Here is a 12387-nt window from a genome sequence, read left to right as displayed (position 1 = left end):
TCCGCACCCGAGGAGGTTCGTCCCCCATGCCCTCGCCCCAGGGACTCACCCGCGTCGCCGCGCTGTTAGCCGGTGCGCTCGTGCTCTCCGGTTGCTTCGCCGCCGCTCCCGGCGGTGGTGCGGACGACCGGCTGGGCGTGGCCATGTCGTTCCAGCCGGTCGCGAACCTCTCGCCCCACAGCGACGACGCGCTGCTGCTCACCAAGCTCGGAGCCGCCGAAACGCTCACCGTCCTCGACCGCGACGGCACCGCGCGGCCCGCGCTGGCCGAGAGCTGGGAGCAGACCGACCCGCTCACTCTGCGGCTGAACCTGCGCGCGGGCGTCACCTTCCACGACGGCACACCGCTGACCGCCGAGCACGCCGCCGCATCCCTGAACCGCGTCGTCACCGCCACGACCCCGCCCCGCGCGCTCAAAGGCGTGCAGCTCACGGCGAAGGCCGCGGGTGAGCGGACGCTGGAGATCACCACCGCGCGACCGGACCCGATCCTGCCGCAGCGGCTCACCGCCCCGCAGCTGGCGGTCCTCGCCCCCGCGGCCTACGCGGACCCGGCTGCGCCGAACCCGGTGCGCGCCGGAACCGGCCCCTACGTGCTCGACTCGGTGCAGGGCGCGGCAGGCGCGACGCTCAACGCCAATCCGCGCTACTGGGGCGGTGCGCCGAAGGCGTCCGGTGTGGACGCGCGGTTCATCGCCGACGGCGCGAGCCGGGCCAACGCGCTGCGCGCGGGCGAGGTCGACGTGGTCGACACCGTGCCCGTCTCGCAGCTGCCCGCCGTCGAGGGCAACGAGGTCCTCGACGTGCCGCTGCCCCGGCTGGTCGGCGCGCACCTCAACACCCGCTCCGCGGTGTTCGCCGACCCGGCGATGCGCGCGGCGGCGCGGCAGGCCATCGACCCCGCCCGCATCGCCGAGGGCGTCTACGCGGGTCAAGCCGACCCGGCGCGGGGTCTGTTCGGCCCGGCGAGCCCGTGGGCGACCGCCGCCCCGCTACCTCCGGCTCCCGCGGCCCAGCCGCGCGGCCGCATCCGCATCGCCACCTACGACGAGCGCCCGGAACTGCCCGAGATCGCCTCGGTGGTCGCCGAGGACCTGCGCAACGCCGGTTTCGAGGTGACCGACGTGGTCGTGCAGGAGTTCTCCACGATGGAGTCCGACCTGCTCTCCGGCGCCTACGACGTGGTGATCGGCGCCCGCAACTACTCGGTGGACACCGGTGACCCCATCGGCTACCTGCGCAGCGACTGGACCTGCGACGGCGGGTACAACCTGTCGCGGCTGTGCGACCCGGCAATCGACGCCGCCGTCGAGGCCGCCCAGCCCGCACCCCCGGAGGAGCGCGAACGCGCCGCGGTGCGCATCGCCGAGCAGGTGCTCGGCACCGACGCGATCGTCCCGATCGCGCACGAGCGCAGCCGCATCGGCGTCGCTCCCGGCGTCAGCGGGGTCGCCGAGGACGGCTTCGACCGGAGGCTGATCACCGTCGAAACCTCGCACGGCGCATGAGGAAGGTGCTGCGCGGACTCCTCGTCACCGCCGGCGCCGTGCTCGTCCCAGCGTTCGTGGTCGGCGCGCTGCCGTGGCTGCGCGGCGACGACCCGGCGCAGACCGTGCTGCGCGCCCGCTCCGCCGAGCAGGAGCTCGACCCGGCCGTGCTCGCCGCGATCCGGCGCGACGTCGGCATCCCCGACGACCCGGTGACCGGAGCGCTGAGCTGGCTGGCGGGTGCGGTGCGCGGGGACTTCGGGCGGTCCTGGGTGAGCGGCGTTCCGGTGTCGGATTCGATCGGCCGGGCCGCGGGCATCTCCATCACGCTGGCCCTCGTCGCCGCGCTGACGGCGCTGGTGTGCGCGCTGCTGGTGCTGGCGCCGAGCCTGTGGCGGGCCGCCCAGGGCTCCGGTGGTGTCGGCAGGGGCGCGCTGGCCACCGGCGCCGTGCTCGCCGCGTTGCCCGAGTTCCTGCTCGCCACCGGGCTGCTGGTGCTGCTCGCCGTGGACTGGAGGCTGGCTCCGACCTCGGGCTGGTCCGGTCCGGCGAACATGCCGCTCCCGGCGCTGGCGCTGGGACTTCCGGCCGCCGGTGCCCTCGGCCGGGTGCTGGCGAGCGCGATCGACGGCGCGCTGGCCGAGCCGTGGGTGCGGGTGTGGCGGGCCAACGGGTTTCGCAGGCGCGCGGTGCTGCGGGCCGTGGTGCGGCGCGCGGTGGCGGTGGCGTTCCCGCAGCTGGTCCTGCTGTTCGTCGGACTGCTCGGTTCGGGGATCGTGGTCGAGGCGGTCTTCGCCATCCCCGGTCTCGGCGCGACCGCGCTGAACGCGGTTCTCGCGCAGGACCTCCCGCTGGTGCAGGGGTGCGTGATCGTGCTGGCCCTGCTGGGCCTGGTGCTCGGCGGCCTGGGCGTCCTCGCGCACCGGTGGATGCTGGGCCCCGCACTGCACAGCACGGGCATCCCGCAGTCCACATCGGACTCGAGGGGGAGCGCGCGCTGGGCGCTGGTGGCGGCCGGAGTGCTGGCGGCCGCCGTGCTGGCCGGCCTGCTGCGCGACCCGAACGCGATCTCGCTGACCGACCGGCTGCAGGCCCCAACGTCCGCGCACCCCTTCGGCACCGACTCGCTGGGCCGCGACCTGCTCGCCCGCTTCGGCCACGGCGCGCTGCTCAGCATCGGCGGATCGCTGGTGGTCAGCGCGGTGGCGCTGGTCCTCGGTCTGGCCTCGGGCATGACCCGCACCCGCGCGGGCGTCGCCGACGTCCTCAACGCGGTGCCGCCGGTGCTGGCGGGCGTCGTGGTCGCGGCCGTGGCCGGGCCGGGGATGCTCAGCGCCGTCATCGCGGTCTGCTCGGTCGCCTGGATCCCCCTGGCGGTGCACGCCCGGACCCTGACGGCCGAGGTGCGCGCCTCGGGTTTCGTCCGCACCGCCATCGCCACCGGCGCGAGCCGGGCGCACGTCATCACCCGGCACCTGCTGCCCTCTGTGTTCACGCCGGTCCTGCGGCACGCGCTGATCCGGTTGCCGCACAACGCCCTCGCCCTCGCGGGCCTCGGCTACCTGGGGCTGGCGGCGCCGCACGACTCCCCGGAGTGGGGCGCGAACCTCGCGCAGTCCATCGACTACGCCGAAACCGCCCCCTGGAGCGTGCTCTTCCCGACCGCGGGGCTCACCCTGCTCGGGATCACCGCCGCGCTGGCCCCGCACGCACCGGGTGGTTCCGAACCGGGCTGACCACCGGAATCCGCCTGCGTCACGCGACCGGCTTGATGTCCGATCGCTTCACGTACACCCAGCGGTGGTTGTAGGAGAGCCGCACGTACTGCTCGGCTCCGCTGATGACCACGTGGTTGTCCGGGTCTTCGAGACCGTCGTAGCCGACGTGGTAGTCCGTCGCTCCCACGTCGTCCCCGGCGACGTACACCTGCCCGGCCGGGATGGTGTACGGCAGCGGGTCGACCACGGTGGGGTCGATGCCCTCCGGGTACTCGCGCGGTGACGGGGCCGCCATGCCGTAGGTCGGGATGCCGTCGCGGCGGGCCTCGACGAGCTCGGCGTCCTCGGCGGGAGCGGTGTTCTCGCCGCCCGGATCGCGCAGCCACGCCTTCTTCCCGTCGAACCAGATCGCCAGCCAGTCACCCCGCCGCTCGGCGACGGCGTAGCTCTGACCGGTGGTGGCCTTGGCCGACCAGTCCTCGATGCGGGTGGTGCCGGGTTCGCCGTCGGGGTGCACCGCCGGGTTGCTCAGCAGCGGTGCGTCGTCGCGCGGTTCGGTGCGCAGGTGCAGGAAGTTCGCCGGTTGCGCGGGGAGTTCCTGGCAGGCGCCGTCCGGGCATTCGGTGACCGGCGGCTGATTGGTGGCGAAGCGCGGGTGGATGGTCACCGCTTCGCCTTCGCCGCGCTCGCCGTCGAGCGGTGCCCCGACGAGGTTCATGTAGTGCGCCCAGTCCCAGTACGGACCCGGGTCGTAGTGCTCGGACCCGGCGCCGGTGGGCTTGTCGGCGCTGACCTCGTCGTGGCCGACGACGTGCTCGCGGTCCAGCGGGATGTCGTACTTCTCCGCCAGGTACCGCACGAGCTTCGCCGACGAGCGGTACATCGCCTCGGTGTACCAGGTGCCGCCCTCGTTGGCCCAGCCCTCGTGCTCGATGCCGATGGAGTGCATGTTCCGGTCCCAGCTACCGGCGTGCCACGGCATGTCCTTGGTCGGCACCATCTGCGTGACCTCGCCGTCGGACGACCGGATCACGTAGTGCGAGGCGGCACCGTGCGCCGGGTCCTGGAACAGCGAGATCGCCGTCTGGTAGGCGACTTCGGTGTCGTGGATGACGATCGAGTCGATCTCCACGTCGTCGGGCCGCTCGGCGGTGTCGTAGTTCCCGTACCCGGCCGCGGGGTTCTCCGGGTCGGTCGGCGCGTAGGCGGCCGGGATGAAGCGGCAGTCCAGCGAATCCGGGCACTCGGCTTCGGATTCCGCTTCGTCCTCGGCGAGAGCGGTCGCGGAGAGGTCGCGGTCGGGTTCCACCTCGGGGATCCGGGAGAACGCGACGTGCTGCCCGCTGGAGGTGGTGCGGGAACGCCCTTGGTCGAGCACGTCGTAGACGCTGTCGGCGAAGTCCTGCGCCCCGCTGGTCCGCGGGCTGCCGCTGAGGTCGGCGATCGCCGGGTACCAGGCGCCGAGGTCGTTCGGGAGCTCACCGCCGCCGAGCCGCTTGGCGCGCTCGGCGAGCAGCGCGGCCCCGGCGCGGACGTTCTGCTCCGGGTCGCGCTTGAGCGTCTCCGCCGGAACGCCCACGAGCTCCGCGGCTTCCGGCAGCGTGTGCAGCGCCGGGTGGTCGGCGAGCTCGCGCAGCTTCGGGTTCTCCTCGCGCAGCTGGGCCACGTCGACCTCGGTGAGGTGCATCGGCCCGTATCCGCCTGCCCTGCTCTGCTCGCCGTGGTGGTCCTCCCACCTGGTGAGCTGGTAGGACGTGGCCATCAGAAGCGGTGCGGGAACCCCGAACTCAGCCGCGGCCGACTCGAACGTCCGCTGCACCGCGGTATCCGGATCCGCCGCGTGAGCGGGAGCGGTGCTGATCAGCAGCCCCGCGGTCACCGCCGCCCACAGCGCGCGTCGCTTCGCCTGTGCCTTCACCCGGGCCTCCCGTTCGATGTCCCGCTCACGATGGAGCGCTCGGGAACGGAATGTCCTCCTCCGGTCGCGGGCGCGTCGGCGAGTTTATGCAACCGCCGCCCGCTCGTTACCCGTCAGGGCGTGCTGACCTGGAAATCGCGGAACTGGGCGCGCACGTCGTGGCTCGGGCCCCACTCGGTGGCGTGGCCGCCGAAGAACGTGGAGAAGAAGATGCCGGCGAAGGGGATGTCGGAGATCTGCTGGATCCCCTGCTCGTCGAGCACCTGCTGGCCGTCGACGCTCACCACGATCCGCCCGCTGTCGCGGTCCACGGTCTGCTGCACGGTGTGCCACTGGTCGTCGGCCTGCCACTGCCAGGCTCCGCGGCCGACGTCCTCGCCGTAGCCGTCACCCATCGACGGGTCGTAGACGTAGACCTCGCCGTCGGCACTGCGCGCGCCGGAACCGCTGTCGTTGCGCCACATGTACCGGGTCGACCACGCCTGACCGTGGTTCCCGCCCCCGGCCTCGCCGGGCTTCCCGCCGTAGAGGCCGGGCAGCTTGCCGCCCTTGCCGAAGTCCCAGTCCGCCGGGAACCGCACCTGGTAGGTCAGCTGGAGGCTGCGCGCCTCGGCGAGGTCGCCGCGCCCGGCGGCGGTGAAGTCGCTGTAGAACTGGCCGCCGCCTTCGCTGGGGCAGTCCTCGCAGGACGGTGCGGACGAACCCCGGCCGTAGAACACGTCCACGGCCCCGTCCTGGCCGGACATCCGGTCGAACCCGAACTGCCCGTCACCGACCACACCCCACTGCTGCGACCAGGAATCGTCCGGGAAGTCGGTGAAGTTCCCGTTCCACGGATCCGCAGCCGACGCCGTCGCGGGCAGCGAGACCGCCGCGGCCAGCACGAAGCCGAGAAGCCCTGCCGCTCGGCGAGATCGGTGAGTGCGCATCGTTGATCACCTCGACCACGAGGACACACCCCCACCCCCACCCGGTCAACGCCCTGGCGGGAACCTGCCGCGGGTCAGGTGCCGTGGACGAGGTGGTGGACTCGGCGCAGGACGTCGAGCTGGGCCGGGTTGTAGAGGTCGGCGAGGGCTTTGCCCGCGGTGATCCAGGCGTGCCGGGAGCCGCCGGGGGCGTCGGCGTCGAGTTCGAGCAGGCCGGGGTGCTTCTCGTAGAGAGTTCGGGTGACCTCGGCGAGCCCTTCGGCGACGGCCTGGCGGGTGGGTTCGTCGGCGTCGGCGGGCAGGTCGTCGAACTCCGGGGAGGCGTCCTCGACCGAGGCGTTCTGCAACATGTCGACGTAGGCCTGCATCCCCTGCGGACCGAGGACCCTGGAGATCACGACGAGGAACGAGCGGTCCGTCTCGGTCATCGGGGTCTCCGCCGCGGCGGAGCCGAGTTCGGGCGGCAGGTCGGTGGGCGTGGCCTGGTGCAGGAGGAGACCGAGCTCCACGCGGGCTCGTTGCAGTCGTTCGATGGTGGCGGCGAGTTCCGCGTCGAGAGCGCGCAGGGCTTCCTCCGGGTGGTCGTCGGCGTCGCCCATGGCGGCGATCTGGGACAGCGAGAACCCGAGGTCGACCAGGCGCTTGATGCGCAGCAACCGGACCAGGTGGGCGACGCCGTACTGCTTGTAGCCGTTGGCCCGGCGTTCGGGCTCGTCGAGCAGCCCCACCTCGTGGTAGTGCCGCACGGCGCGCAGGCTCGTGCCCGCCAGCTCGGCGATCTCGCGGGTGCTCCAGGCCACCGGGTTTCTCCTCGTCTCAAGGGCGTTGCACGTCGTAGTCAAAACCGTGCCGCTGCGGCATGGTCAAGGGTGAGGCGCATCACTCCGCCGCGGGCTTGAGCATGCCGCAGCGGCACACCGTCTCCTTGTTCCACAGCCACGAACGAGGGGGATGACATGGCCAGACCCGACCACATCGCGGTAGAGGACCTCTTCGCCGACCCGCAGCGCGCCAAGGCGCGGATCTCGCCGGACGGCACCAGGTTCGCGTTCCTCGCGCCCTGGAAGAACCGGCTCAACGTGTGGGTGCAGGACCTCGACGCGGATGCCGAGCCGCGGTGCGTGACCGCCGACGAGACCCGCAGCGTGCAGAGCTTCCACTGGACCGACGATCCGCGCTGGCTGCTCTACCTGCAAGACGACGGCGGCGACGAGAACTGGCACCTGCACCGGGTGGACCTGGATGCCCCCAGCGCGCCTGCCGTGGACCTCACGCCGTTCCCCGGCGCGCGGGTGGTCTCGGCCGAACCGTCCATCGGCCGTCCCGGCAGGCTCGCGCTCCTGCTGAACGCGCGCAACCCGGCCGAGTTCGACCTGCACGAGCTCGACATCGCCACCGGCGAGCTCACGATGCTCGGTGAATGCCCGGGACTCGGCATGAGCTGGTTCCAGGCCGGTGGCGGGGAGCTGCTGGCCACCGCGCTCACCGCCGACGGCGACGTCGAGATCCTGCGCTCGGATGACGACGGCGCGCTGCGGCGCGTGCTGCTGCTGCCGGGCGCCGACCACCCGGTCGGCGGCATGTCGCAGATGACGCCCGACGGCACCGGCATGTGGTTCGGCACCAACGAGGGCACCGACCGGACCCGCCTGGTCCGCATTGACCTCGCCACCGGTGAGTCGACCGAGGTCGACAGCCACCCGACCTTCGACCTCGATCCGCGCCCGCAGGTGTTCCCCACCGCTCCCGCGACGCTGATCCGCGACCGCGCCGGCGAGCTGCTCGGCGTCCGCTACCTCGGCGAACGACAGGAGATCCGGGCGCTCGACCCGCACTTCGCCGAGGTGCTGGCCCGACTCCAGGAGCTCTCCGACGGCGACCTCGGCGAGCTCACCTCCGACGACGCCGGGCAGCGCTGGATCGCCTCGTTCAACCACGACCGCGACCCGGGCGCCACCTGGTTCTACGACCACTCCACCGGTGAGCGGCGGCTGCTGTTCCGGCCGTGGCCGCACCTCGACCCCGAGTCGCTGGCCCCGATGACGCCGGTGACCATCACCGCCCGCGACGGGCTGGAGCTGCCGTCGTACCTGACCATCCCGGTCGGCGTGGAACCGTCGAAGCTGCCGCTGGTGCTGCTGGTCCACGGTGGACCGTGGGCACGCGACGCGTGGGGTTTCGACCCGGTGGCGCAGCTGTTCGCCAACCGCGGCTGCGCGGTCCTGCAAGTGAACTTCCGGGGTTCGACCGGGTTCGGCAAGGCGCACACGCAGGCCGCGATCGGCGAGTTCGCCGGAGCGATGCACGACGACCTCATCGACGGTGTCGACTGGGCCGTCGAGCAGGGCTACGCCGACCCCGACCGGGTCGCGATCTTCGGCGGCTCCTACGGCGGTTACGCGGCGCTCGTCGGCGCCGCCTTCACGCCCGACCGCTTCGCGGCCGTAGTCGACTACGTCGGCATCTCCAACCTCGCGAACTTCATGCGCACCCAACCCGATTTCGTCAAACCCGGGCTGGTCAACAACTGGTTCCGCTACGTCGGCGACCCGGCCGATCCGGAGCAGGAGGCCGACATGCTGGCCCGCTCGCCGATCACCCGCGTCGACGCGATCCGCGCCCCGCTGCTGGTCGTCCAGGGCGCCAACGACGCCCGCGTCGTGCAGCAGGAGTCGGACCTGATCGTCGACGCCGTCCGCGCGCGCGGCATCGAGGTCGAGTACCTGGTCTTCGACGACGAAGGGCACATGTTCGTCAACCGGGAGAACGTCATCGCCATGTTCCAGGCAGCCGACCGCTTCATCACCCGCCACATAGGAGACGTGAAATGACCGCGACAGAAGCCGATTCGCCCCAGAGCGAGCAGCAGCCCGTCAACGTCCAGCAGACGCTGCTCGACGGCCTCGGCGGACCGATGGGGATGCTGTACACGACGCTGCCCGTCGTGGTGTTCGTGACCGCCACCGCGTTCCTGCCGCTGACCCCGTCGATCGGGGTCGCGCTCGCGGTGGCCTTGGCGCTCACGGGTTTCCGCGTGCTGCGCGGCGAGAAGCTGTCCTCGGCCCTCGGCGGCGTGCTGGCCATCGCCGCCGCCGGCGGTGTCGCGGCCTGGACCGGCTCGGCCAAGGACTTCTTCCTCATCGGGATCTGGGCCAGCCTCGCCGGGGCGGTCGTCGTGCTCGTCTCGATGCTCGCCGGACGTCCGCTGACCGGGGTCATCTGGAACCTCCTGCACGGCGGCGAGAACGCCTGGCGCCAGAACCGGTCCGCGCTGCGCGCCCACTACCTCGCGTCGCTGGCGGTGCTGCTGGTCTTCGCGGGCCGGTTCGTGGTCAAGGAATGGCTCTACCTCGCCGATTCCACCGGCTGGCTGGCCTTCGCCAAGATCGCCATGGGCACCCCGCTGACCGCGCTGGCCGCCCTGGTCGTCCTCTGGGCCTTCCGCCGCACCACGAAGGTCCTCAAGCCCTGACCGATCAGCTGACCCGGCGGCCGGCCGCGCGATCCAACCGGAAGTGGATCGCGGCCGGCAGCCGTTCTGCCCCCAGCGCTCGGCGTGCGCGGTCGAGGACCTTGTCGTCCAGCTCCGCCCACACCCCGCGCAGGTCCGCGCCTTCCTGCAAGGACAGCGCGAGTCGCAGATGCGGCCGCTGCTCGGTGCCGGCCATACGCACCCGGGCGCGGCTGACTCCCGCGACCTGCTCGGCGTCGGCGCGCACCGCCGCGGCGAGCGCTCCGGAGGTGATGGTGGCCGAACCGCCGTCCTCGTCGGCCAGCGGCACGTCCGGCCGCCCCTCCGGGCGCAGCGAACGCAGCAGCCACCAGAGCCCGATGACCACCAGCACCGCGCCCAGCGCAGCGGCGCCGACCAGGAACGGCACCCGGTTCGCACCGACCCAGCTCTCCAGCAGCGGGTCCAGCACCGGCCGTCCCGCGCGGAACCGGCCGAGCAGACCCGTACCGACGACCAGCGCCGAGGCGCCCGCAGCCAGCAGCACGAGCGCGAGCACGCTCAGCAGCGAACGCTCGAATCCCAGCGATCGCCCGATCGGCGTGCGGCTCGGCCGCACATCCCCGTTCACCTTCGTCATCACCGCTCCTTCGCCGGAGAGACCGACACCGACACCCTCGGGCCGCGCCGCAGCGGCAGCCCCTCGACCGCGGCGGACGCGGTGGTCGCCGCCCGGTCCCGCAGATCGCCGACGGCGCGGAACCGCCCGGTCACCCTCACCCGCACCCGCTTCCGACGGGCGGTCACCGCCGCGGCAGCCACACCGTCCTCGACGCGCACCCGGTGGCCGACCACCCTCGCCAGCGAACGGGGATCGGTCGTGACCGTCACCTCCGGCGCCGGGTCGAGCAGCCGGATGACCCGGCGTCCCGCGAGCAGCGAGACCAGCAGCAGCACCGCACCGAGCACCGCGCACCCGGCAGCGACAGCCAGCACCGGACCGTCTCGCCAGGTCAGCCCGCTCAGCGCGGGCCGAGCGGCCGACCACGGGACCAGCACGCCGCCCGAGTCCGGGCGAACCCAGACCCCGACGACCTCCACGATCAGCAGCACTCCGCCGGCGAGCACGACCAGCCCCGCCAGGGACGTGAGCAATCGGACGACGACGCGCACGGGACTCACTCCACTCGGTTTCGTCGGGCGGCGGGCACCAGGGCGGAGATGGTGACCTCCACGTTCAGCACCCCGGCATCGGCCAGCCGCTCCAGCTCCTCGGACACGGCCTCGCGCACCGCACGGGCGGTCTCCGGGACCGGTTCCGGGTAGCTCACCGGCAGATCCAGCCGGATGCGCAGTTCCTCGGCGGGCCCGGAGAGCTTCGCGCTCGGTCCGCGACGGGTGCGCGCGACGCCCGCGACCCCGCTCGCGGCGTGCTCGACGATCTTGCGGAGCACGCCGCGGTCGATCTCCAGCGAGCCGCGCTCACCCGCGTCCTGCGCCTCGGCGACCGGGGCGCTCACCGGTCGCCGCCCCGACCGAACACCTCTCCGAGGTCCAGTTCCCCCTCGACGACCCGGCCGACCACCACACCGATCGCACCGAGGACCAGCGCGATCAGGAAACCGGTGAAACCTCCTGCCGCAGCGGCAACTCCGAGGATCAACCCGGCCAGCAGCCCTGTCTGCACAGCGTTCATTCGCCACACCCTCCTCGTCGCCTCGATCGAGGCGATCTCTCACCGCACCCGGCTGCGCTTCCTGCGCCGACGCCAGGCGCGGACCCGGCCGGCGAGCCGGGTCACCATCCGCGCGTTGGGGACCACGTGCACCGGGGCGTCGCAGCGGTCTGGACGGCCGTCGCGTCCCCGCTCCGGCCGCGAGCGGTCGCGAAGCCGTTCCAGACCCGCTGCGAACACCTCCGGATCACCACCCGCGTCGGGGTGGTTGGCCCGGATGAAAGCGCGATACCGGCGCCGCGCGTCCGGATCCGGTTCGCGGACCATCAGCTGTCTCCCGGTTCCTCGCCTGGCGCCACGACGGCGCCGACCACCACGTCCACCGAGACATCGCCGACGACCGCGGCAACTCGCCGCCGCAGCTGGTCCACGACGTCCGGCAGCGGGTCGCCGAGCCGCAGCACCACTCCGACCTCGACCGCGTCCTGCGCGTCGCCGAGTCGAACGCCGACGACCCGACGGCCGGGCAGGTGCGTGGCAGTGGTGCCGAAACTCCCGCCGTGCAGCCCGGCCACCGCCGGGTGCGCCAGCACGGCCGCGGCGACCTGGTCGGCCACCTCAGCTGCGCCGGGGCTCATCCCGATTCCTCCGCGCAGCGCGGGAGGTGGGCGGACGCCACGGTCACTCCACCCGGGAGGAGGCGCCGCTGGAAGCGCCCTCGTTGTCCTGGCCTTCGTCGGAAGGCAGGTGGATGTCGTTGACCGCGATGTTCACCTCGATGACCTCGAGACCGGTCATCCGCTCGACACCGCTGATGACGTTGCGGCGCACCGCGCGGGCGATCTCCGAGATGGACGCGCCGTACTCGACGATGATGTCCAGGTCGACGGCCGCCTGCTTCTCCCCGACCTCGACCTGCACGCCCGAGGTCGACGAGGTGCCGCTACCACCCGGAATGCGCTCCCGGATCGCACCGAAGGCGCGGGAGACCCCGCCGCCCATCGCGTGCACCCCGGAGATCTCGCGCGCCGCGATGCCCGCGATCTTCTGCACCACCGAGGCCGCGATCGTGGTCTTGCCCTGCGAGGTCTGCTCGGTGGGCCGAACCGATCCCGCGCCGGAGCCGGTGGTCACCGAGGTCGAGACGTCCTGGGACTCGGTGCGCTGGGTGGAGTTGCCGCTCGACTGGGGCATGGTGATTCCTTCCGC

At 72.6% G+C, this 12387-nt stretch carries 14 protein-coding genes; 4 read left to right on the top strand and 10 right to left on the bottom strand.

The annotated features are described in order from the left end of the window. The first annotated feature begins 26 nt into the window (after positions 1-26). Together AB0J91_RS12145 and AB0J91_RS12140 are read left to right on the top strand one after the other, a co-directional pair. Complete coding sequence (locus AB0J91_RS12145) at positions 27-1508, top strand: ABC transporter substrate-binding protein (RefSeq protein ID WP_363867154.1); 1482 nt, start codon at positions 27-29, stop codon at positions 1506-1508. Next, the gene (locus tag AB0J91_RS12140; RefSeq protein WP_363867151.1) at positions 1505-3223 is read left to right on the top strand and encodes an ABC transporter permease subunit; all 1719 of its coding nucleotides are present in this window, start codon (positions 1505-1507) and stop codon (positions 3221-3223) included. Before AB0J91_RS12145 ends, AB0J91_RS12140 begins: the two co-directional genes overlap by 4 nt. Positions 3224-3242: 19 nt before the next feature. Here AB0J91_RS12140 and AB0J91_RS12135 read toward each other — a convergent pair whose 3' ends face one another. The 3 genes from AB0J91_RS12135 to AB0J91_RS12125 form a co-directional block, all read right to left on the bottom strand. Then, positions 3243-5123 carry an N-acetylmuramoyl-L-alanine amidase gene (locus AB0J91_RS12135; RefSeq protein WP_363867148.1) on the bottom strand — a complete coding sequence of 627 codons (1881 nt, stop codon included), beginning with the start codon at positions 5121-5123 and terminating at the stop codon, positions 3243-3245. A gap of 113 nt (positions 5124-5236) precedes the next feature. Further along, positions 5237-6052 carry a polysaccharide lyase gene (locus AB0J91_RS12130; RefSeq protein ID WP_363867145.1) on the bottom strand — a complete coding sequence of 272 codons (816 nt, stop codon included), beginning with the start codon at positions 6050-6052 and terminating at the stop codon, positions 5237-5239. A gap of 74 nt (positions 6053-6126) precedes the next feature. Then, the gene (locus AB0J91_RS12125) at positions 6127-6852 is read right to left on the bottom strand and encodes a MerR family transcriptional regulator (RefSeq protein WP_363867142.1); all 726 of its coding nucleotides are present in this window, start codon (positions 6850-6852) and stop codon (positions 6127-6129) included. Positions 6853-7008: 156 nt separating this feature from the next. Between AB0J91_RS12125 and AB0J91_RS12120 the strand changes: the two genes are divergently transcribed. Further along, positions 7009-8883 (top strand): S9 family peptidase, encoded by a 1875-nt coding sequence (locus AB0J91_RS12120; protein ID WP_363867139.1) that lies wholly within the window; start codon positions 7009-7011, stop codon positions 8881-8883. After that, a complete protein-coding gene (locus AB0J91_RS12115) occupies positions 8880-9524 on the top strand; it encodes a DUF3159 domain-containing protein (protein ID WP_363867136.1) in 645 nt (214 codons plus the stop codon). The genes AB0J91_RS12120 and AB0J91_RS12115 overlap by 4 nt, the downstream gene beginning before the upstream one ends. 4 nt (positions 9525-9528) lie before the next feature. Here the strand turns inward: AB0J91_RS12115 and amaP are convergent, their stop codons facing one another. The 7 genes from amaP to AB0J91_RS12080 are packed head-to-tail and all read right to left on the bottom strand — an operon-like array spanning position 9529 to position 12372. Continuing rightward, on the bottom strand, positions 9529-10143 hold the full coding sequence (gene amaP, locus AB0J91_RS12110; RefSeq protein ID WP_363867133.1) for an alkaline shock response membrane anchor protein AmaP: 615 nt from the start codon (positions 10141-10143) through the stop codon (positions 9529-9531). After that, the gene (locus tag AB0J91_RS12105) at positions 10143-10676 is read right to left on the bottom strand and encodes a DUF6286 domain-containing protein (RefSeq protein ID WP_363867130.1); all 534 of its coding nucleotides are present in this window, start codon (positions 10674-10676) and stop codon (positions 10143-10145) included. Before AB0J91_RS12105 ends, amaP begins: the two co-directional genes overlap by 1 nt. 5 nt (positions 10677-10681) lie before the next feature. Continuing rightward, positions 10682-11023, bottom strand: a complete 342-nt coding sequence (locus AB0J91_RS12100; RefSeq protein ID WP_363867127.1) for a hypothetical protein — start codon at positions 11021-11023, stop codon at positions 10682-10684. Continuing rightward, the gene (locus AB0J91_RS12095) at positions 11020-11199 is read right to left on the bottom strand and encodes a hypothetical protein (RefSeq protein WP_363867124.1); all 180 of its coding nucleotides are present in this window, start codon (positions 11197-11199) and stop codon (positions 11020-11022) included. Before AB0J91_RS12095 ends, AB0J91_RS12100 begins: the two co-directional genes overlap by 4 nt. 39 nt (positions 11200-11238) lie before the next feature. Then, on the bottom strand, positions 11239-11505 hold the full coding sequence (locus AB0J91_RS12090) for a hypothetical protein (RefSeq protein WP_363867121.1): 267 nt from the start codon (positions 11503-11505) through the stop codon (positions 11239-11241). Further along, a complete protein-coding gene (locus AB0J91_RS12085) occupies positions 11505-11816 on the bottom strand; it encodes a hypothetical protein (RefSeq protein ID WP_363867118.1) in 312 nt (103 codons plus the stop codon). The genes AB0J91_RS12090 and AB0J91_RS12085 overlap by 1 nt, the downstream gene beginning before the upstream one ends. A gap of 43 nt (positions 11817-11859) precedes the next feature. Then, positions 11860-12372 (bottom strand): Asp23/Gls24 family envelope stress response protein, encoded by a 513-nt coding sequence (locus AB0J91_RS12080; protein WP_363790005.1) that lies wholly within the window; start codon positions 12370-12372, stop codon positions 11860-11862. Between the last annotated feature and the right edge of the window lie 15 nt (positions 12373-12387).

The organism is Saccharopolyspora sp. NPDC049357 (assembly GCF_040677225.1).
GTDB lineage: Bacteria > Actinomycetota > Actinomycetes > Mycobacteriales > Pseudonocardiaceae > Saccharopolyspora.
The sequence above is the reverse complement of the archived record's forward strand: the minus strand, read 5'-3'. Positions and strand labels throughout refer to the sequence as shown.